The following is a 20,057-nucleotide window of genomic DNA, read 5'->3' as shown; positions in this document are numbered from 1 at the left end:
ATCTCCTTTTTCTTTAATCTTATTTACTCCATTTCCTCATTCATAAACAGCGCCGTCAGGAATACAAACACATATGCCTGAAGCAGTCCGTCGAAAATATCAAAATAAAAGCTTACCGGAATCGGGATGATAAGAGGTACAAACACCTTCAAAAGTTCCATTACCACAAATCCGGCAAGCATATTGCCGAACAGACGCATACAAAGAGATAACGGTCTGATTACAACCTCCAGTACCATAATCGGCGCTACAACCGGTACCGGTTTGGCGAAATGTTTTACCCAGTGCTTCAATCCATTCTTATGTATGCCCGAAAATTCAATCAGACACATACTCATAATTGCCAAAGCCGCCGTCACATTCAAATCTTTCGTCGGAGGCTTGAACCCGAACAGTGGCATAATCGCATTAGAAATCCCCAGATAAAGAAGAACGGTTATCAGATAAGGGATATATCGTCTGTTCTCTTTTCCGATAATTCCTTCAAAGAAATCCTGCGCCCACCCTATAGCGGATTCCAGTGCAAGCTGCACTTTCCCGGGATTTTCAACCTTTAGGTTTCGTACCAGTATCACAGACGCAATTACCAGAACTGCCATAATGATCCAGGTGACAACAACGGACTCTGAAATACCGCCTAAAACCGGAAGGTCAAACACTGTTTCGCAGTTTAATTCTTCCATTAATTTTTCTGTTAAATCTCCCGTATCACTTCCTCCTTTTCTTCTTAAATTCATGTATAAAAAAGAAGCCTGTTCTTCCCTGAACATATGCCCCTCCAGTCTTTTAAACATCCCTTGTCCAAAAGACATTTAAAGGTTACGCGCAATTTGTTGATTTGTCAACAAAAAAAATCAGTCTTTTTCAAAAACCGAACCCGGTCGGTTTTTGCACGAATTTGTCTGTATTCAAAATCCTCATTTCGCTATTTTTATCTATTTTGCCGCTTCTTTATTTCTAAAAATGCTCTCTTTTATTTTTCAATTGCACAACACACAATATTCTATATTTTTCGTCATATATTTTTGTAAAAAACGCCCAGAATTATGTTTATTATTTCACAAACTCCCCCTATATCTTTTCTAAATTTGTCTTATAATAGAATTGACACCTGCATATGCCTATACTGATAATGCACAGATATTGCTGACTTTATATTCCGGAGGTTTTTATGCGATTTGAACATAAAAATAGATTCCGCAGTTTTTTTCTCTGCGGAATCTGTCTGTTCTTAAGTGAAATATTAAAACAGTTACTGCTTACCTTCGTCGTAAATGGCGGAAGTTATTACTGGTGGTATTTGCCTTTCCAGCTATGCAGTATTCCTATGTACCTTATGCTTTTGCTGCCGTTCGTGCCCCTTAAAATACAAAAAAGCTTCCTTCTCTTTCTCTCAACCTTTGGTCTTTTAGGCGGTATCGCCGCCTTTGCTGACACAAGCGGACTGCATTACCCTCTCGCTTTACTTACAGTTCATTCCTACCTCTGGCACTTTGTCCTAATCGCAGCCGGTTTGTATGCCGGGTTTACCCTATTGAAGCAGGAAGCGTTCTGTCTGCGTGCTCCTTCTTTTGGGATAGCCGCGCTTATATATCTCCTCTGCTGCACCATTGCAGAGTGTATCAATCTGACCTTCGATTCCTTTGGCACGATCAACATGTTTTACATCAATCCAGACTATTCTATGCAGCAGATCGTATTCCGTACGGTTGCCGATACAGCAGGTAACCTTACCGCTATCCTTTTATATATTCTTTCGACGATATGCGGCGCCTTCTTTTTGTTCCTCATATGGAGGCTTATCTGGAAACGATGTAAAAAAGCACTTCCGGCGGACAAAAATTTTTAAGGACAATAAGACGTAAACACAGGCTTTACCCACACAGCACCGCTAATTGTCCTGTGTTTTCTTTCCCTCCCTGACTGCTTCCTCCGATTCCTTTTCTGCGTTTTCCGCGACAATCCGCAGAAAATCTTTGTCACTTTTCTTTCTGCGCGGAATGAACCGACGCACAACTTTTCCCTTTCCTCTGTTCTTTACATAGAAAAAGCCGATCACAGAAAAAACTACTGCCCCTATAAAATTGACAATCAAGTCGTTCATTGTATCGAACAGTCCGATATCTAAATATCCTCCAAGCCCAAGCTCTTTTCCATTTACGACTGTACTGGAAATATTGTCAATGACTGCAGGTACATTATGCCCTTCTGGATCCAGCGTCACAGAACGAATCACATGGATTACCGTATCCTTCTGCATATCATATCCCAGAATCTGATCCATTCCAAATTCAAAGAATTCCCATATTACTCCGATCGTCATCGAAAAACAAAATGCCACAATCGCCATGAACACCGGGGACAATGTGAACGATGTCCTGCCGCTGCGGTTTAATAAATCTACAAGGGAAAATCCGATTGCCGCAGCGAGAAATCCATTGATCGTATGCAGCACTGTATCCCAGAATGGAAACATCAGATAAAATTCGCTGATTTCTCCCAAAATTTCCGCGGCAAATATAAAAACAAGAATAATAATCTCTAAGGTCGTCGGCAGTTCGATTTTAAATGTAACCTGCACAAAACTCGGTATTACGAGCAAAAGCAAGGTCAGCGCGCATAAAAATACATTTTCATAATTCCTGTTTAAAATCTGCAGAACCATCATTGCTATGACAAGGAAACGCAGCACAAAATACACGATAAAGGAACTCTTGTGCTCCCGCAGTTCCATGCCAAGCGCCTTCTGAAAATTCCTAAGGCGTCCTCCGGGCTGTCTTTCTTCTCTGCTCTGTTTTTCTTCTTTCTTCTTCATCTAATACCATACTTCTCCGTTTTTTCCTTTTATTCTATCACACTCCTATTTGAAAGTCACACAAGAAAAGAATACTTTTCTCTTTATCTCAGCCTGTCTACCAGCGACTGCTTCTGAAATTTTCTTACCATATATTCTGTGACCAGAACCGGAACCAGCAGGATAAAGACCGCATACCCAATAAAATACCATACAGGGAATACAAAATGCATATAGTCCACCCCAAAATAATTCATAATCTGTATCATGGCGTATCCTGCCGCCGTTCCCAGCACCAGTGATACAGCCAGATTTCCGGCCGCCAGTATAAGTCCTTCCATACGCAGCATTTTACAAAGCTGCCTCCTCGTCATCCCTACAGACTGCAGCATGGCAAACTCATGGCTTCTCGTCAGGATGTTCGTAATCAGCGTATTTAAAAGATTGAGCAATGCAAATCCTATAATAAACATACTAAGTCCCAGCATAACAGAAAACAACGTAGTAAACTGTGATTTTGCAATGAGTCTTTGTTCCTCCAGCGTTCCCAGCGACAAGTAAGGATATTGCTTTGTTATATTTTTTAGTTCTTTTCCAACCTGTGTTTCTTTTTTCTGATCCGTCTCAACAATCAGATCTGCGTTCAGATTCAGCCCTTTTGTCATACTTTTCAGTGTCTGTTCCGGAATCAAAAAGGAAGTAAAGGTATCTCCTGGTTCCTCGTCAAAGTCGCCTGCATCTATGACACCCATAATTGTAAATTCCTTCTCCCTCTCCTCTTCTCCGTCGTACCAAGACAGCTTCACTTTATCTCCCGGCTTGAATTCCCACCCGTAGACTTCTTCCCAGGCCCCTCCCCGGGTAAAGAGAATCCCATTCTCTTCTACCATTTTTTCATAAATAAAGTCTCCGGTATGCTTTAAATCTTTTAATTTTTCCGTACGTCTTTTTGAGAAGCCTCTTACATTGTCGTCTCCTTCTTCCTGGGTGCCGTGTGCCTCCCACGATACTTCCAGCTTTTGCACCGTATGAATATTCTTCACCCCGTCTGTTTTCTCGATCTCCTGAATCAGCTTCTCATCCAGAGGATGTTCTTTTTGAAGCTGGGTCTCTCCTTGCTTGGCTGTCTCTGCTACATTATAAGAATAGCCTATTACAAATTCTCCGTATTTATATTCTCCCTGCCTTGCGTACCCCTCCAGGCTGGTGGAGGTCACAAAAAATGCCGCCAGCATATAAAGTATTCCGCCGATACCAAGAGAAATCATGGTAAGTACTGTTTTTTTCTTATTTCTTGCATTACTCATAACAGCAAGACTCGTGGGCGTAATCTTTCTTGCCAGTTTTATTGTCCGGCTGCCCGGCTCTTTCTTTTTCTTCTCTTCTCCTGTATAGCCGGAATATTTTGCCGCTTCCACTGGGGAGACAGAAGCTGCCTTCTTCGCCGGCTTCTGTACAGAAATCAAGACAGTAATTATGTCTGCCATAGTTACAATTCCCGCCACAATCAATGTGTGTACGACGTCCCAGCCACCCGGTCGTATTACATAACTGACCGCACCGCCGACAAGTAAACCAATCGGAATTCCTAACGCACTTAGGAACAGTCCTTCAATCCGTACCATTCTGCGAATCTGCCTCTTTGTCATACCTATCGTCCGAAGTTGTCCAAACTGGCGGATTCTTCCTACTACAGAAAGATAGAATACACTATAGATGACAAGTACACTGACAAAAAGAAGCCCGATGCCTGCACAGATGACTAACATCATCTGCTGCATTGCCATGTCCCCTCCCGGAAGTGCATCCAAGAAGAAATTATTGATATTCATATCTTTTCTTGCAATGCCACAGTCGTCTCCAAAGCCATAGACCAGCTCTTCAAACGCTGGCTGCGTCATCTCATCTGCTCCATAAAAGCAGACGATCCCTTCCCATGGAACTTCCTTTAACTGGCTGCCTTCTCTGGCATATGCTTCCGAGAACAACACCGTATAAAGGGGCTGGTTTTCCCCTGTATGGTAAATGCCAGAGAGACGATAGTTCTCTGTTGTACCGTCCAGCCATGTAAAAGAAACCGTTTCCCCCGGAGCTGCCTTTATTCCTGCCAGCTTGCAGTAGGCATCCGAAAGCATAATCTCATCTGCCTTCTCTGGTATTTTCCCCTTTGTCGGAGTCACCGTATCGATTTCTATGCCTTCATTTTTCAGGGGTTCTTTTCCATAAGCCGCAGGCTTGACCATGTTCCCGTCCACCTCGACAGCCTGCCCTTCTTTCATGGAAAGCACATATTGGCTTCGTTCATCCTTCGCCATCTGTGTAAGCTGTTCTTCCTCCAGATTGTAGTAAATAGCATGCTGCATGCGTGCGACCGTCCGCTTCGTCTCTGTATTCATTCCGACATAGAACAGGGACATCACCATCAGAAGGCTGACAGACAATACAATCGTCAAAATCACAAAAAAGTCTTTCATTTTGCTGCTCTTTACACTGCGTACAGCTAAAGACCATACAGCCTTCCTGTTATTATTCGAAGAAATTCTCCTGCTGCGTCTCATACTGTCCACCTGCTTTCCATGATTTTTCCGTCCTCAATCCGGATAATCCGGTCCGCAGTCTGCGCGATTTCTTCATTATGTGTAATCATCACCACCGTTTGGTGAAACTGTCGGCTGGATGTCTTAATCAATCCGATCACATCCTGGCTGGTCTTTGAATCCAGGTTCCCTGTCGGCTCGTCCGCAAGCACGAGTGCAGGCTTAGACGCTAATGCACGCGCAATCGCCACTCTTTGCTGCTGTCCGCCTGACAGATTCCCCGGCATCTCTGTCAGCCTTTCTTTCAGTCCCAAGAGACTGATAATTTTTTTTAAATAAAGTTCGTCTGGTTTTCCTCCGTCTAAGGATACCGGAAGGATAATATTTTCATAGACGTTTAAAATGGGAACTAGGTTATAGTTCTGAAAGACAAATCCGATCCGGCGTCTTCTGAAAATAGTCAGCTTCTCGTCGCCCATACCAGAAAGCTTTTTCCCCGCAATCGTAACCTCTCCTGCAGTAGGTATGTCCAGACCTCCCAGCATATTTAACAAAGTAGATTTTCCACTGCCGCTCGTCCCAACGATTGCGACAAACTCTCCATCCTCTACTTCCATGGAAACACCGTCTAATGCCCGTACTTCATTTGCACCTGTCCCATAGTATTTCTTTAAATTTTCCGTAACCAGTATACTCATTTTCCTGTCTCTCCTTTACATATGAAGATAAAAACGTCAAATAGGCACTCCTTTTCAAACCTTTTGTCTGTTTTTCAAAGAATTCCTTTTAACATCTCCATCTTTTAGTTAGAGGATAACAGGCAAATGTTTCAAAAACCTCTCAAAAATGAAAAAAGAAACAGAAATTTCTCATCCGACATTCTGAAGATATACAGTAACCTGCGTTCCTTTTCCCTCTTTTGACTGAATTTTTAAATATCCGCTTTCTTTCTCTATGATTTCTCTTGTCAGATACAGACCGATTCCAAGCCCTTCCACGTGTGCTGCACGTTCTTCTCTGTAGAACCGTTTACAGACATCATTTATATGTTCCGGAGCAATTCCTGTGCCCTCATCTTCTATCTGGATTTTTGTATACATTTCCATACGTTCTGAACATATCCGTATCGTACTTCCCGCATCTGAATATTTGACCGCATTGTCCAGAACATTAAACAACGCTTCCAGCGTCCATTTTTCATCACAGAGCAGTTTTGTATCCTCTGGACAGTTTATCTCCACCTTTATTTTCTTCTTTTTCGCGTTTGCCCCAATACTTTCTCTCGCATCCTCCAAAAGCCGCATAAGAGGTACCGCATCTGTATGCAGATGGAGTATATTCTGCTCCAGCCTGGACATTTGTATTAATGCCTGTACAAGAAAATCTAATTTGCCCACCTGATTTTTCAGCACTCCAAGACACATATCCCGCTCCTTCTCTGAAAGCTTAGGATTTACCGCTGTGTCACAGTACATAACTACATTCGCGATAGGTGTTTTCAACTGATGGGAAATGTCCGAAACAATCCCTTGTACTTTCTGCTTTTGTCGTTCGCTTTCCTGTGCATGGAAGGCAGTTATCTCCTGCAGCCGCACCAGCTGCATCTGTATTTTTGACAACAATTCATCTGACTCTGTCTGAAACGTATTTTCTGCGCCTCCCTCCAGAATTTTATCAATACTGGAACAGACTGCCTCTGTAAAAAGAATATACTGGCGCCTCATATACAGCCATATTGCGCCTGTAATGAGAAGCACACTGCCCAAAGCTACTGCTGTAATTCCCCACTGACTCATCTTTTTTTCTCCTCTGTCCACTGGTATCCTGTTCCATAAACAGTCCGGATATAGGTATATTCTGCATCTGAAATCTTTGAACGCAGCCTGCTGACGAAAATCGTCAGCGTATGTTCATCCACAAAGTCCCCCTCCTTGTCCCAAAGCTCTTCCAGCAAGGCGCCCCTTGTAAGGACGATCCCCGGATTTTCAAGAAATTTTCGCAGCAATTTGAATTCTGTCGGCGTCAGAGTCAGCTCATTCCCGCTTTTCCAGACTTTATATGCCTGGAAATCTATTTCCAGGTTTCCCGTTTTCTTACGGTTCTCTTCCTTTTTTCCGGCAGCATATCTGCTAAGGACAGCACGTATCCGCTGTATTAAAATCTGTACATGAAACGGCTTCGTGACATAATCATCCGCCCCGCTTTCAAACCCTTCCATCATATCTGTATCCATATCCTTTGCAGTCAGAAAAATAATAGGAATATCCTGCTTTTCTCTTATTTTTTTTGCAAAAGAAAACCCATCTCCATCGGGCAGATTGACATCCAAAAGAAGTAAGCTCCATGCTTTTGATGTGAGCTTTTCTTCTCCTTCTCTTAAATTCTTCGCCGTCTCCGCCGCAAATCCGGCAAGGGAAAGATTCATCCTTACTCCCTGCGCCAGAATTTCATCATCCTCTATAATCAATATCTTTTCTTGACTCATAATATGCCTCCTTTTTCTTGCACTTTTTCTATCCCCCTGCTACACTTAGCTTTTGTAGGAGGTATACGTTATGAAGCACCCATTTGACTACGAAGTTTTATACAGTGACAGAAAAACCGCCGTCATCCAGATCACCCCGGAGGGACGGGTGCAGGTGCGCGTACCCTTACGATGTCCGAAGTCCTTTATCGACACCTTTCTCTGCGAAAAGGAGGACTGGATCCTAAAGCATCTGTCCCAGAAAGCAAAACGCCCAGACCCTTCGAGACACGCGCTGTCTAAAAAGGAACGGGCGCGCTATATACAGACAGCGCGCGCGATTTTCACCGTAAAAACAGCCTTTTATGCAAAGCTGATGCATGTCACTTACCACCGTATCTCTATCCGGGAACAGAGGACCCGTTGGGGAAGCTGCAGCAGCGCCGGAAACTTAAATTTCAACTGGCGCCTCATTTTCGCTCCTGAAGAAGTTCTGGACTATATCGTTGTACACGAACTTGCCCACCGCATAGAAATGAACCATTCCAAAGCCTTTTATGCTATTGTAGAGCAGGTACTGCCGGATTACAAAAAAAGCCGGAAATGGTTAAGAGAAAACGGTCATTCACTGTGGGATGCCGTCTAACCGGATTCTCCTGCCCCGGCAGATTCAGCCTGTCAGGTTCCACTTTTTTAAACATTGATATACCAACGAAACAGGCAGCCCTACCACATTATAATAGTCTCCCTCGATCCGTTCTATAAATGCGGCAAATTTTCCCTGGATTCCATAAGCGCCCGCTTTGTCCAGTGGTTCTCCAGAAGCAATATAGGCTTGTATTTCTCCCTCTGTCATAGCATGTACATACACGTTTGTCTTTACCGCTCTATTTACCGTCTTTTTCTCTTTCCCTTCAAAATACAAAAGTGCTGTTCCGGTATATACCTCATGGCTTCTCCCTTGCAGTTCCTTTAACATGCGAAAGGCTTCCTTTTCTCCTTGTGGTTTTCCCAGAATCCTTCCATCCTGTACAACCACCGTATCCGCCCCGATTATCACTTTGCCTGCACGCTCTTCTTCCTGCATATTTTCTGCCACATGTTCTGCCTTTAAAAGAGCCAGCTCTTTTACAATCTCTTCCGGAACTGTACTGTAATAAATTTCTTCCTGTTCACTGACCCTGACATCAAACTCTATTCCAATCTGTGCAAGCAGCTCTCTGCGCCGCGGAGAACTGCTTGCAAGTATCACTTTTTTCATCTTACTCTCTCCTTTTTCTTTTTGTCGCCAATTCCAAAATGTATCATCAACAGCGATACAGCCAGAACAGGCACACTGAAAAATATCAGAATCACGAACGCCCAGTCCGGCAAAAAGGCATTTTCAAAATCCACAAGTACCGTTCCGGTCAGATTATATAGAAAATGCATAAACATAGGTACCAGAAGGCTGTCGTATCTCCACGCAAGATACCCTAAAATAAAGCCTAAAACCGCTGCATAAACTCCCTGCACCAAATTTTGGTGAAAGATTCCAAACAAGACCGCCTGTATCAGATTTGCAACGACAAAAGCCGCGCCTGCACGCTGCAAATATTTCATAATCAATCCCCTGAATATAATTTCTTCTGCCAGAGGCGGTAAGATGAGCGTACTGAACACCCACAGGAGTGAATACTGCATCATGCTTGAGCCTTCCACCAAATCATTATAATCGCTTAGTGCCTCCGGACTGATAAGCTGAAATAATAAAAATATAAGAGAGGTTGCATGCTGCATTGCCAATGTAAGCAGGAGCGTCCAGCCAAAGCATACCAAAGACACCCTCTTTGTACTTTTTCTTAGATATACACCTGTCCCTTCCTTTAACAATACTGTGAGATAGAACCATACGCCGAACAAAAAAGCGACAGGCAGATAGATCATCACTGAGTAAAAATTCATATGATCCATCAGGAAAGTATACACAATGTCCACGCCCTGTTCCCCTCTAAGCAGCATTCCCTCTATCATCGCAAGAAATGACCAGAAATACCCCAGTCCATTCATCAGGCACATCACAGCTATAAATACCAGAGCTGCAAACAGATAATTAATTTTTTTCTTCATATGTGTTGTTCTCCTTTTTAGATAGGTCGGTGTACAAGGGGTAACACGCCTCAAGCCGACGCTATAGACCTATCTTATGTATCTTTCTCTCTTTTGTCAATCTGCCGCTTTACCTCGCTCTCCTTTTCGTCTATGATAGATACAAAGAGCAGCTTCTGCTTTTTGTATCTGTCTAACGTTGATGTACAAAAGAAAGGATTCCTTTATGCTAAAAATCATTCTGTCACCAGCAAAAAAAATGAATGTCTATGATGAATACCCCTGTGAGCTGACTGTTCCTGTCTTTTTGAACAAAACCAATATCTTGATGGAGCTTTTAAAAGAGCAGTCTCTGTCCGATTTGCAAAAGCTCTGGCAGTGCAGCGATAAGCTTGCGCAGGAAAACTACCAGCGGCTCCACACATACCACTTATCCCAAAATATGACCCCTGCACTTCTCGCCTACGAGGGAATCCAGTATCAATACATCTCCCCTTCTGTCTTTTCCGACATGCAGTGGGAATACGTAAACCAGCATCTAAAAATTCTGTCAGGCTTCTATGGTATTCTGCGTCCTACAGACGGAGTGATTCCATACCGCCTGGAAATGCAGGCAAAGCTAAAAACCAATACATTTAAGGGACTTTATGCTTTCTGGGGCAGTTCCCTGTATGAAGAGCTTTCCAGAGAAGGTACGGATGAAATTATCAACTTAGCCTCCGCCGAATACAGCAAGGCAGTCCTCCCCTATATTCCCCCGCACATACACTGTGTCACCTGTATCTTCGGGGAAATGCTAAACGGAAAGGTAAAGGTAAAAGCAACACAGGCAAAAATGGCACGCGGCGAGATGGTCCGATGGATGTCCGAAAAGCAGATTACAACGTCCAAAGCTCTCACCAAATTTACCGCTCTTTCGTATCATTATCGTCCAGAGCTGTCCACGCCGGAAGAGCTTGTATTTATAAAGGAGAAACAGCCATCCCTCTGATGTATCCGGTTAATCCCCGATTCCTCTGGAAATACAAAATTCCATAAAATGCGCCGCCTGTTCTTTTTTCTGTATTTCGTCTGTATAAATACAGTAGAAAGCCTCGGATTCATGGAAGGAGTCTATATAGATTTCCGCAAGCTCTCCTTTGTCCAGCTTCTCTTTGATAACACTTTTGAACAAAAAAGAAATCCGCGGTGTTGCTTTCAAGTAAGAGAGAATCGAAACCATGCTGTCCGACTGCACAGTAATTGAGAAATCGTTTAATGTAAGCCCCTGTCTTTTTAATTTTTCATTTAGTATCCGGTACGCATGAGAATCTTTTTCCCAATAGATAATATTCTGATTTGTCAGTTCTTTAAATGTAGCTGACTTCCACGCCAGTGGGTGTGCTGGACTGCACACACAGCATATCTGCTGGCTTCCGATCATACAGTGGGGCAGTTCCGGGCATGTCTTTTCGCTGTCCACAACCGCAAAATCCAACTCTCCGGCCCGCATCTTTCTCTCCAATGTATCTGTCCGCCCAATCACGGAATGAATGTTTAAAAAAGCATATTTTTCTTCATATTCCGCCGTTAAATGCGGCAGAATAAATTCCCCTACGGCAGGCACTGCTCCTACCGATATCGGAGGCGCCTTCTGACCAAGAGATAAGATCCCCTGCCGGATAATCCGGGAGGATTCCAAAAGTCCGGTTACAGATTTAAACAGATATTCCCCTTCCTTTGTCAGAGACATTTTCCTTTTTTCATAATGAATCAGCTCGACGCCGTAGTAATTTTCCAGATACCGGATATGCTGTGAAACAGCGGGCTGTGTCATATGCAAATTTTTCGCCGTCTTTGTATAGCTTTTAGAATCACATAAATCCATAAATGTATGAAGCCTGAAATCCAGCATTTCCCCACCTCCTGCTACATCATTTCTTACCTAATTATAACAGCCGCCATATATAAATACAATTTATAAACAGCATAAAAATATTTTATTTGAACAATTTTTATAAATATTTTAAAATTAAAGAAAATTTATATATTTTTATAAAATTTTCAAAATTATACTTGTGCATAGGAGTGTTGTTTTAAAAATTTACTTTTTATAATAACACTCCTCCTGCCTTTTATAATGACCGCGTAAAGGAGGACTACATATGGGTTCAAACAACAAACACGACATTCCTAAATTCAACTCTGATGATGAAATTATCGAGTACTATGTGGCGCAAAAGCATCCTAAAACCTTTAGCCCCGCTATATTATTCATCATCCTTCTGACTTCTGTTCTGGGTGCAATCATCGGCATGGAACTGATCGTAGAATTTGGGCTTAGTACAAACACTTCCATTATCGGAGCGCTGATCGCAGTTCTGGTCGGTATGATTCCTATGAGGTTTACGCGGCAGTTCCGCAATATTCATACGCAGAACATTATCGAGACGGCAATCTCCTGTGCAACCTTCGGAGCCGGAAATGTACTTCTCGTCTGTGTCTCCGTCATCTGGGTATTTGATCAACCCCAGATGTGCACCGGAATTTTAATAGGCGGTATCATTGCATTTTTAATCGACATTACTATGATGTACTGGATGTTCGACACTCCTCTTATGGGCGCCAATGAAGCATGGCCGATCGGTATTGCCACCGCAGAGACCATTCTCGCCGCCGCAGAGCTTGGCAAAAAAGCAGTCCTTCTTATCTCCGGAACCGTAGTCGGCATTGCAGGAACCTACTTCGGACTTCCTATGGATATTATTGGTGTCTGCGGTCTTGGAAATATCGTAGCGCTGACCGCATTTTGTATCGGACTTCTCTGCAATGGCTACTGGGACAGACTGTTTGGATATGCACTTGCAGATTATTATGTTCCCCAGGGTGTCATGGTAGGCGCCGGACTTGTGGCCCTTATCCAGGCCGGTATCCTGATTGTGCGCCGCTATAAGAACAAACGCGAGCAGAATCTTTCTGATGCCGCCTCCAAAGACAGTGTAGAAGAGGCTGCCGGTATCGAAGAGGCAGAAACCATTCTGGAGCCGGAATTAGAAACTGTCTCCGAAATTCAAAAAGAAATCAAAGAAGAAGTCCAGGAGGCAAAAGAACAGCCTTACGTCTACTCCCGTTCCACAGAGGATATGTCCAAAGCTATGTTAAAAGGCGTCGTTCTCTATACAATCGGCGCTGTCATCATGGCAGTTATCGGAGGGCTCTTTGCACAGATGAGCACAGGCATGCTGGTTGTCTGGGTAATTTATGCAATGATTGCCGCGCTGGTATCTGAAATCCTTGTCGGAATATCTGCCATGCACTCCGGATATTTCCCTGCAATGGCAACCGTTATTATTTTCCTTGTACTTGGAATGTTTATCGGATTCCCTCCGTATGCTCTCGCATTCCTCGCGGGATATGCGGCATGTACAGGTCCCGCCTTTGCAGATATGGGCTACGACTTAAAAACTGGCTGGATACTTCGCGGAAAGGGAAAACATGCAAAGTTCGAAGTCGAAGGACGAAAACAACAGTATTTCGCAGAAATGCTAGGCGCGGCTGTGGCAATTGTAGCTGTCGTTCTCTTTTATAAAGCATACTTTGAAGCAGGCAGAATTCCTCCTGTTGCCTCTGTCTATAAATCTACGATTGAGGCAGGCGTAGACCCGATTGTCCTTAAATATATCTTAACCTGGGCAGTCTTAGGCGGCGTCATCCAGCTCATCAGCGGTTTGAGACGCCAGATCGGTATCATGTTCGCGGCAGGGCTTTTGATCACCAATCCGGTAGCCGGAATTGCCGGTCTGATTTTCTTAGGTATCCGGGTCGTAATCGAAAAACTGTTCGGTGATGAAGGAAGAAAGAATTTAAATGTTGTGTCCGCCGGTCTGATTGCCGGAAGCGCACTTTTTTCCTTCTTCAGCAACACCTTTAAACTGTTTAAACCGACCTCAAAATAAACGGTTTTTCTTAAATCTTGTCTTTCAAGGCTGTGCCGTCCTTTTTGTATTTTCCAAGAGGGCGGCACAGCCTTTTCGATTTTTATACGGTCTTTATACCTTTCCTCTTATTCTTAATACGTTTTTTACAACAAGTGAGGTAGAATCAGAGCAAACAAAAAAAACAAAATAATAAATTTAAAGGAGACATTATGGACAGAGAAGACAGTGAACCTAAGAAAGATTCTATCTTTACAGGAGCAGGCACCGCCATTATCACCCCAATGAACGAGGACGGTTCCATAAATTACAAAAAAATGGAAGAACTCCTCGAATTCCAGATCAAAGGACGTACTGATGCAATTGTTGTTGCCGGTACCACAGGGGAATCCGCCTGCTTAAGTACAGAAGAGCATTATGAACTGGTTCGTTTTACCTGTGAAGTTGTAAACAAACGTATCCCGGTCATAGCCGGTGCAGGCTCCAATCACACTGCGCACTCACAGCTGTTGTGTGAAAATGCAGAGAAAGCCGGTGCAGATGCTTTACTTCTCGTAACCCCTTATTATAATAAATGTTCCCAAAAAGGGCTGGTCATGCATTATGCCGCATGTGCCAAAGTTACAGGCCTCCCCTTTATCCTCTACAATATTCCGTCGAGGACAGGCGTGAACATTCAGCCTTCTACATATGAGGAACTGCTTCAGATTCCAAATATACGCGCGGTCAAAGAAGCAAGCGGCAACTTTTCACAGCTTGCCAAAATCGTTTCCCGTTATGGAGATCGGCTGGATATTTACTGCGGAAATGACGACCAGGCAGTGTCAGCACTGGCGCTTGGTTCAAAGGGAATTATTTCTGTACTTTCCAATATTTGTCCGGAAGTGGTCAGTGACCTCTGCGCTTCCTACTTTTCTGGAAATGTACACCACAGCGAAGAACTTCAATTAAAATATGAAGCGCTGATCGAAGCTTTGTTTTCCGACATCAACCCGATTCCAGTAAAAACAGCAATGGAAATGATGGGCTTTGAAACCGGGCCTTGCAGACTCCCGTTATGTCCGATGGAGCCGTCAAAGGCTGAAGAATTGAAAAATTGTCTAAAAGAATATCATTTAATATAAATTCCATGTAAATAAACAGGAGGATTTTAATAATGAAAAAAGAGCTGATTATTTTTCAAGATACACACCCTAAGAACCAGACAGAAATAAAGAAAAGTATTGAACATTTCTGCAGGGAACACAGTCTGGAGTACCGTTTTCTTCCACAGAAAGGAGCTGTCTGCTTCTATATGGACGGTGAATTTTACAAGACCAAAATAGAAAAAGAGACATTGGACGGCCCTGCATACTGGATGATCCGCTGTCAGTGCCAGCCCAGAGCTGCAAAAGCATAAAAAAATATAAATACAGATTATTCCTAGCTCCGGCAATCTTCGCGTCCGCAGAAGTTTCCTTCTCGTCTTATCTATACTTCTGATGGAGATTGCCGGTTTTTTGTACTTTCTTTTTTATATATTTCAAATATCGAACCCACTCTGTGGTTTGTTGTGGTTTTTATTTCTTTCACATGTGGTTTTATACCAGTTTCTTGAAATCTTATATTGCTATTCCCCTGTGATTATTGTATAATACCAATATAAATATCGTTTATAAGGAGTACAAGTCAAATGAAGCGTTCGAAACGAATCGAAGCATTGGACAGGCGTCCGGTAAATCTGGACGGTTATATCAATGAGTGGCCGGAAATGGGCTTTGTTGCTATGAAAAGCCCCTACGATCCCCAGCCCTCCGTCAAAGTAGAAAATGGAAAAATTATAGAACTGGACGGAAAGAAAAGACAAGATTTTGACTTTATTGACCAATTTATTGCTGACTACGCAGTCAATATAGAACGCGCTGAAAACTCCATGTCTGTCTCTTCTCTGGATATTGCCAGAATGATTGTAGACATTCATGTTTCGCGCAGAGAAATCCTGGATTTAATTTCCGGCATCACCCCTGCGAAAATGGCGGAAGTCATGAATCACTTAAATGTCGTAGAGCTGATGATGGGCATGCAGAAAATCCGCGCGAGGAGAACTCCTGGAAATCAGGCGCATATCACCAACTTAAAGGACGATCCGGTACAGATAGCTGCAGACGCCGCAGAAGGCGCTTTAAGAGGCTTTGCCGAAGAAGAAACGACAATGGGTGTGGCACGTTATGCTCCTCTAAGCGCAATGGCGCTCTTGATTGGTTCCCAGGCAGGGCGTCCCGGTGTGCTGACCCAGTGTTCCGCCGAAGAAGCGACTGAGCTGGAATTGGGAATCCGCGGACTGACTACCTATGCGGAAACTTTGTCTGTATATGGTACAGAAAAGGTCTTTATTGACGGAGACGACACACCTTATTCCAAAGCCTTCCTGAACTCTGCCTATGCTTCCAGAGGGTTAAAGGTACGTTTCACCTCCGGCTCCGGTTCAGAGGTACTGATGGGAAGCAGTGAGAAAAAATCTATGTTGTATTTAGAATGCCGGTGTCTGTATGCCACAAAGGGCGCCGGAAGCCAGGGGATTCAAAACGGCAGTGTAAGCTGTATCGGAGTCACCGGCTCTGTTCCTTCGGGAATCCGAGAAGTGCTGGCCGAAAACCTTGTAGCGGCACTGCTCGGGTTAGAATGTGCTTCTTCTAATGATCAGAGCTTTTCCAATTCTGATATGAGGAGAACCGCGCGTACCATGCTGCAGTTTTTACCGGGTACGGATTTTATCTTCTCCGGTTATGCCGCAGAACCAAATTATGACAATATGTTTGCCGGCTCCAACTTTGATGCCGAAGACTTTGATGACTATAACGTATTACAGAGAGACATGCAGGTAGACGGAGGCCTTCGCCCTGTTACAGAAGAAGAGGTCATCCGCGTAAGAAACCGCGCTGCCAGCGCGGTGCAGGCAGTTTTCCGTAATCTCGGGCTTTCTCCTGTCACAGACGAGCAGGTGGAGGCGGCAACCTATGCACACGGAAGCAAGGATACGCCTTCCCGCGACGTTACCGCAGATTTGATGGCTGCGGAGGATGTCTTAAAAAGAGGGATTACCGGTATCGACGTCGTCCGCGCCCTGGCAGAATCCGGCTTTGAGGATATTGCCTCCAGCGTCCTTAATATGCTGAAACAGCGTGTAGCAGGCGATTATATGCAGACAGCCGCAATATTAGATAAAGATTTCCATGTTCTTTCGGGAATCAACACACCGAACGACTATATGGGGCCGGGCACAGGATATCGTGTAGAGGGTGAACGCTGGGAGGAAATCAAAAAAATTCCTCACATTATCAACCCAAAAGATATATAGGAGGTTGAGAAATCATGCAGATCAATGAAGATTTAATCAAACAGATTACAAACGCCGTCCTGACACAGATGGAGCAGGCCGCTTCTTCTGCCGGTTCTCCTTCTGCTTCAGATACTTCTTTATCCGAACAGCTTCCTTCTCTGGCCGGAAAAGAACGTATCAATGAAGAAAAAACTTCTTACCACGATTATCCCCGCGCCCGCAAAGGCACTGACCCAAAGGAAGTCGTGATCGGCGTAGGGGCCGCTTTTCAGAAGGAAATCACAAAAACAATCAACGGAATTCCTCTGGATAGCGTCCTTCGAAATGTAAAAGCAGGGATTGAAGAAGAAGGCATGAACCCAAGAGTGGTTAAGATACTGGATACCTCCGATGTGTGCTTCATGGCGCTGGAGGCGGCAAAGCTCTCCGGTTCCGGTATCGGTGTCGGTATCCAGTCGAAAGGGACAACCGTTATCCATCAAAGAGATTTATATCCTCTCTCTAATCTGGAGTTATTTCCGCAGGCTCCCCTTATGACACTGGAAACCTACCGTCAGATCGGGAAAAACGCGGCAAAATATGTCAAAGGAGAGCAGGTCGTACCTATCCCCTGTACCAATGACCCCATGTCCCGTCCAAAATACCAGGTAAAGGCGGCAATCATGCATATTGCAGAGACAGAACAGCTAGATCCAGAAGTAGGAATCATTGAATGGGAGGGAAAATAGATGCAGTACCCTTTAGGTGAACACGAAAAAGAGCGTATCGCTTCTAAAACAGGTAAAAAACTAACCGACATCACACTGGATGAGGTTATGAAAAATCATATCTCACCGGATGACATTAAAATATCTAAAGAAATACTTCGCGCACAAGGACAGGTAGCAAAGGAAAACGGGAACACTCCTATGGAAAAGAATTTTGAACGCGCCGCAGAACTGGTGGATGTTCCAGATGACGTTATTTTAAAAATGTATGATAAGCTGCGCCCTAACCGTTCCACAAAACTGGAGTTAGTGATGATGGCACAGGAGTTACTGGAAAAATACAATGCCAGAAACTGTGCGAGGCTTGTCATGGAAGCCGCCGAAGTGTACGAAAAGAGAGGGATTTTGCTTTGAGATTAATCGCCGGAGTTGATATTGGAAATTCCACAACAGAAGTCTGCGTGGGAGAAGTTTCTGAAAATGGAACCCTTACCTTCCACGCTGGTTCTTCATGCCCCACAACCGGAACAAAGGGTACTGTCGAAAATGTACATGGCATAAAGACTGCCCTCAGCCAGGCTATGGAAAAGATCGGAAAAACTTTGGACAGTCTGTACTGCGTCCGGTTGAATGAAGCGGCTCCTGTTATCGGGGATACCGCAATGGAAACACTCACGGAAACTATCATAACCGATTCTTCTATGATTGGACACAATCCTGCCACCCCTGCCGGAGCAGGGCAGGCAGTAGGCGAAATTCTGGTATATGAGCATCTTATGCGCGCAGTAAAAGACACTCCCTATATCGTCGCCGTATCCCGTGAGCATCCCTATGAGGAAATTGCAGCCCAGATCAATCTTCTCGCAGATCGCCTCCAAATCACGGGACTGATTCTGCAGGCGGACGAGGCGGTTCTTGTATATAACCGTCTGCATAAAAAACTGCCTATCATTGATGAGGTTCTGCATATCGACAGACTGCCGGACGGAGTTCTGGCAACTATCGAGGTTGCGCTCCCGGGTCAGACGATCCGTATGCTTTCCAATCCATATGGAATTGCCACGCTGTTGCAGTTAAATGCAGAAGAGACCCGCGCTGTCACGCCGATCGCCAAAAGCCTGATCGGAAAACGCAGCGCGGTTGTCTTAAAGACTCCCGGCGGAAATGTGCACGAAAATGTTCTTCCTGCCGGTGAAATTTATTTAAACGGTAAAGAAACCATTTCTATTAATTTGGATGAGGGCGCTGAAAAAATTATGAAAGCTGTATCCGCTGCCGGAGACATATATGACATCAGCGGACAGTCCGACACCAACGTCGGAAATATGTTTACCCGCATCAAGCAGGGAATGAGTCAGCTCGATCCCACTTCTGCGTCCGATATACGCATTACAGACATCCTTGCTGTAGATACGCTGGCGCCTGTTCTCATTTCCGGCGCTCTCGCCGGAGAGACCTGTCTGGAAAAGGCAGTCGGGATTGCAGCCATGGTAAAGACCCAGAAGCTTCCCATGCAGGAAATTGCAGCGCGTCTGAAAACGGAACTGGGTACAGACGTCACTGTCGCCGGAGTAGAGGCTGTCATGGCAAGTCTCGGCGCCTTGACTACACCGGGTACGAAGCTGCCCCTTGCCATTTTAGATATGGGCGGAGGTTCGACAGATGCCGCTGTTATTTCCGAAAACGGACAGGTGACAATGACGCACCAGGCAGGCGCCGGAGAACTGGTCTCTATGCTCATTGAAACAGAACTGGGACTTGGCGACCGCCGTATCGCAGAGCAGATAAAGAAATACCCTCTTGCAAAGGTAGAAAGCCTGTTCCATATGCGGATGGAAAACGGACAGATGACCTTTGTAGAGGATTCTATCGATCCGCGCTTTTTTGGCAGGGTCATTCTTCTGACAGAAAACGGATATGTCCGTATAGAGCAAGATATACCCATGGAGAAAATTGTGCAGGTACGGCGGGATGCAAAACGGAAGGTCTTCACTGCAAACGCCTTCCGCGCACTGAAGAAAGTAGCTCCATGCCACGATCTAAAAAACATTTCCAATGTCGTACTGGTAGGCGGTTCTGCACAGGATTTTGAGATACCGGAAATGTTGATGGAAGCATTTGCCGAATACCGTATCGTATGCGGACGCGGAAATATACGCGGTACAGAAGGTCCCCGCAACGCGGTTGCGACCGGACTTGTTCTCTCCTATATCGGCAAACAAATATAATCTTTC

Annotated in this window: 19 protein-coding genes; 10 read left to right on the top strand and 9 right to left on the bottom strand. The window is 44.4% G+C overall.

What is annotated here, in order from left to right; all coding sequences use genetic code 11:
* Window positions 1–23: 23 nt before the first annotated feature.
* A complete protein-coding gene (locus H8S37_RS12195) occupies window positions 24–683 on the bottom strand; it encodes a F0F1 ATP synthase subunit A (protein WP_186876483.1) in 660 nt (219 codons plus the stop codon).
* Window positions 684–1,171: 488 nt separating this feature from the next.
* Here H8S37_RS12195 and H8S37_RS12190 point away from each other — a divergent pair, with 488 nt between their 5' ends.
* Window positions 1,172–1,849: a TMEM164 family acyltransferase gene (locus tag H8S37_RS12190; protein ID WP_186876338.1), complete on the top strand. Its 678-nt coding sequence runs from the start codon at window positions 1,172–1,174 to the stop codon at window positions 1,847–1,849.
* Between the two features lie 42 nt (window positions 1,850–1,891).
* Here H8S37_RS12190 and H8S37_RS12185 read toward each other — a convergent pair whose 3' ends face one another.
* The 5 genes from H8S37_RS12185 to H8S37_RS12165 all read right to left on the bottom strand — a co-directional run bounded on the left by H8S37_RS12185 (window position 1,892) and on the right by H8S37_RS12165 (window position 7,816).
* Window positions 1,892–2,734, bottom strand: a complete 843-nt coding sequence (locus H8S37_RS12185) for a hypothetical protein (RefSeq protein WP_408631376.1) — start codon at window positions 2,732–2,734, stop codon at window positions 1,892–1,894.
* 164 nt (window positions 2,735–2,898) lie between these two features.
* Entirely contained in the window at window positions 2,899–5,352 is a 2,454-nt protein-coding gene (locus H8S37_RS12180) for an ABC transporter permease (protein WP_186876336.1), read from the bottom strand.
* The gene (locus H8S37_RS12175; protein ID WP_186876335.1) at window positions 5,349–6,029 is read right to left on the bottom strand and encodes an ABC transporter ATP-binding protein; all 681 of its coding nucleotides are present in this window, start codon (window positions 6,027–6,029) and stop codon (window positions 5,349–5,351) included. Before H8S37_RS12175 ends, H8S37_RS12180 begins: the two co-directional genes overlap by 4 nt.
* Window positions 6,030–6,200: 171 nt before the next feature.
* Window positions 6,201–7,127, bottom strand: a complete 927-nt coding sequence (locus H8S37_RS12170) for a sensor histidine kinase (RefSeq protein ID WP_186876334.1) — start codon at window positions 7,125–7,127, stop codon at window positions 6,201–6,203.
* Window positions 7,124–7,816, bottom strand: coding sequence for a response regulator transcription factor (locus tag H8S37_RS12165; protein ID WP_186876333.1), 693 nt, complete (start codon window positions 7,814–7,816; stop codon window positions 7,124–7,126). The genes H8S37_RS12170 and H8S37_RS12165 overlap by 4 nt, the downstream gene beginning before the upstream one ends.
* A gap of 70 nt (window positions 7,817–7,886) precedes the next feature.
* Between H8S37_RS12165 and H8S37_RS12160 the strand changes: the two genes are divergently transcribed.
* The gene (locus H8S37_RS12160; RefSeq protein ID WP_186876332.1) at window positions 7,887–8,441 is read left to right on the top strand and encodes a M48 family metallopeptidase; all 555 of its coding nucleotides are present in this window, start codon (window positions 7,887–7,889) and stop codon (window positions 8,439–8,441) included.
* Window positions 8,442–8,465: 24 nt separating this feature from the next.
* Here the strand turns inward: H8S37_RS12160 and H8S37_RS12155 are convergent, their stop codons facing one another.
* Window positions 8,466–9,056: a Maf family protein gene (locus H8S37_RS12155; RefSeq protein ID WP_186876331.1), complete on the bottom strand. Its 591-nt coding sequence runs from the start codon at window positions 9,054–9,056 to the stop codon at window positions 8,466–8,468.
* A complete protein-coding gene (locus tag H8S37_RS12150; protein WP_186876330.1) occupies window positions 9,053–9,904 on the bottom strand; it encodes a CPBP family intramembrane glutamic endopeptidase in 852 nt (283 codons plus the stop codon). Before H8S37_RS12150 ends, H8S37_RS12155 begins: the two co-directional genes overlap by 4 nt.
* Window positions 9,905–10,109: 205 nt before the next feature.
* Between H8S37_RS12150 and yaaA the strand changes: the two genes are divergently transcribed.
* Window positions 10,110–10,874 carry a peroxide stress protein YaaA gene (gene yaaA, locus H8S37_RS12145; RefSeq protein WP_186876329.1) on the top strand — a complete coding sequence of 255 codons (765 nt, stop codon included), beginning with the start codon at window positions 10,110–10,112 and terminating at the stop codon, window positions 10,872–10,874.
* A 9-nt stretch (window positions 10,875–10,883) separates the two neighbouring features.
* On the opposite strand, the gene H8S37_RS12140 is transcribed toward yaaA, so the two are convergent.
* Entirely contained in the window at window positions 10,884–11,777 is an 894-nt protein-coding gene (locus H8S37_RS12140; protein ID WP_186876328.1) for a LysR family transcriptional regulator, read from the bottom strand.
* A 250-nt stretch (window positions 11,778–12,027) separates the two neighbouring features.
* Here H8S37_RS12140 and H8S37_RS12135 point away from each other — a divergent pair, with 250 nt between their 5' ends.
* From H8S37_RS12135 to H8S37_RS12105, 7 genes are all read left to right on the top strand, one after another.
* Complete coding sequence (locus H8S37_RS12135) at window positions 12,028–13,818, top strand: OPT/YSL family transporter (RefSeq protein ID WP_186876327.1); 1,791 nt, start codon at window positions 12,028–12,030, stop codon at window positions 13,816–13,818.
* A gap of 191 nt (window positions 13,819–14,009) precedes the next feature.
* Entirely contained in the window at window positions 14,010–14,921 is a 912-nt protein-coding gene (dapA, locus tag H8S37_RS12130) for a 4-hydroxy-tetrahydrodipicolinate synthase (RefSeq protein WP_186876326.1), read from the top strand.
* Between the two features lie 32 nt (window positions 14,922–14,953).
* Window positions 14,954–15,196 (top strand): DUF4318 domain-containing protein, encoded by a 243-nt coding sequence (locus H8S37_RS12125; RefSeq protein WP_186876325.1) that lies wholly within the window; start codon window positions 14,954–14,956, stop codon window positions 15,194–15,196.
* A 273-nt stretch (window positions 15,197–15,469) separates the two neighbouring features.
* The gene (locus H8S37_RS12120; protein WP_186876324.1) at window positions 15,470–17,134 is read left to right on the top strand and encodes a propanediol/glycerol family dehydratase large subunit; all 1,665 of its coding nucleotides are present in this window, start codon (window positions 15,470–15,472) and stop codon (window positions 17,132–17,134) included.
* Window positions 17,135–17,148: 14 nt separating this feature from the next.
* Complete coding sequence (locus H8S37_RS12115) at window positions 17,149–17,844, top strand: propanediol/glycerol family dehydratase medium subunit (protein ID WP_186876323.1); 696 nt, start codon at window positions 17,149–17,151, stop codon at window positions 17,842–17,844.
* Window positions 17,845–18,237, top strand: a complete 393-nt coding sequence (locus tag H8S37_RS12110; protein ID WP_186876322.1) for a diol dehydratase small subunit — start codon at window positions 17,845–17,847, stop codon at window positions 18,235–18,237.
* On the top strand, window positions 18,234–20,051 hold the full coding sequence (locus tag H8S37_RS12105; RefSeq protein ID WP_186876321.1) for a diol dehydratase reactivase subunit alpha: 1,818 nt from the start codon (window positions 18,234–18,236) through the stop codon (window positions 20,049–20,051). Before H8S37_RS12110 ends, H8S37_RS12105 begins: the two co-directional genes overlap by 4 nt.
* The last annotated feature ends 6 nt before the right edge of the window (window positions 20,052–20,057 follow it).

Origin of the sequence: Mediterraneibacter hominis (genome assembly GCF_014287475.1) — a bacterium.
GTDB classification, from domain to species: domain Bacteria; phylum Bacillota; class Clostridia; order Lachnospirales; family Lachnospiraceae; genus Mediterraneibacter; species Mediterraneibacter hominis.
The sequence above is the reverse complement of the archived record's forward strand: the minus strand, read 5'-3'. Positions and strand labels throughout refer to the sequence as shown.

Coding starts and splice junctions, on each gene's coding strand:
- H8S37_RS12195 (WP_186876483.1), bottom strand. CDS start 683: ATGGAAGAATTAAACTGCGAAACAGTGTTTGACCTTCCGGTTTTAGGC.
- H8S37_RS12190 (WP_186876338.1), top strand. CDS start 1,172: ATGCGATTTGAACATAAAAATAGATTCCGCAGTTTTTTTCTCTGCGGA.
- H8S37_RS12185 (WP_408631376.1), bottom strand. CDS start 2,734: ATGGAACTGCGGGAGCACAAGAGTTCCTTTATCGTGTATTTTGTGCTG.
- H8S37_RS12180 (WP_186876336.1), bottom strand. CDS start 5,352: ATGAGACGCAGCAGGAGAATTTCTTCGAATAATAACAGGAAGGCTGTA.
- H8S37_RS12175 (WP_186876335.1), bottom strand. CDS start 6,029: ATGAGTATACTGGTTACGGAAAATTTAAAGAAATACTATGGGACAGGT.
- H8S37_RS12170 (WP_186876334.1), bottom strand. CDS start 7,127: ATGAGTCAGTGGGGAATTACAGCAGTAGCTTTGGGCAGTGTGCTTCTC.
- H8S37_RS12165 (WP_186876333.1), bottom strand. CDS start 7,816: ATGAGTCAAGAAAAGATATTGATTATAGAGGATGATGAAATTCTGGCG.
- H8S37_RS12160 (WP_186876332.1), top strand. CDS start 7,887: ATGAAGCACCCATTTGACTACGAAGTTTTATACAGTGACAGAAAAACC.
- H8S37_RS12155 (WP_186876331.1), bottom strand. CDS start 9,056: ATGAAAAAAGTGATACTTGCAAGCAGTTCTCCGCGGCGCAGAGAGCTG.
- H8S37_RS12150 (WP_186876330.1), bottom strand. CDS start 9,904: ATGAAGAAAAAAATTAATTATCTGTTTGCAGCTCTGGTATTTATAGCT.
- yaaA (WP_186876329.1), top strand. CDS start 10,110: ATGCTAAAAATCATTCTGTCACCAGCAAAAAAAATGAATGTCTATGAT.
- H8S37_RS12140 (WP_186876328.1), bottom strand. CDS start 11,777: ATGCTGGATTTCAGGCTTCATACATTTATGGATTTATGTGATTCTAAA.
- H8S37_RS12135 (WP_186876327.1), top strand. CDS start 12,028: ATGGGTTCAAACAACAAACACGACATTCCTAAATTCAACTCTGATGAT.
- dapA (WP_186876326.1), top strand. CDS start 14,010: ATGGACAGAGAAGACAGTGAACCTAAGAAAGATTCTATCTTTACAGGA.
- H8S37_RS12125 (WP_186876325.1), top strand. CDS start 14,954: ATGAAAAAAGAGCTGATTATTTTTCAAGATACACACCCTAAGAACCAG.
- H8S37_RS12120 (WP_186876324.1), top strand. CDS start 15,470: ATGAAGCGTTCGAAACGAATCGAAGCATTGGACAGGCGTCCGGTAAAT.
- H8S37_RS12115 (WP_186876323.1), top strand. CDS start 17,149: ATGCAGATCAATGAAGATTTAATCAAACAGATTACAAACGCCGTCCTG.
- H8S37_RS12110 (WP_186876322.1), top strand. CDS start 17,845: ATGCAGTACCCTTTAGGTGAACACGAAAAAGAGCGTATCGCTTCTAAA.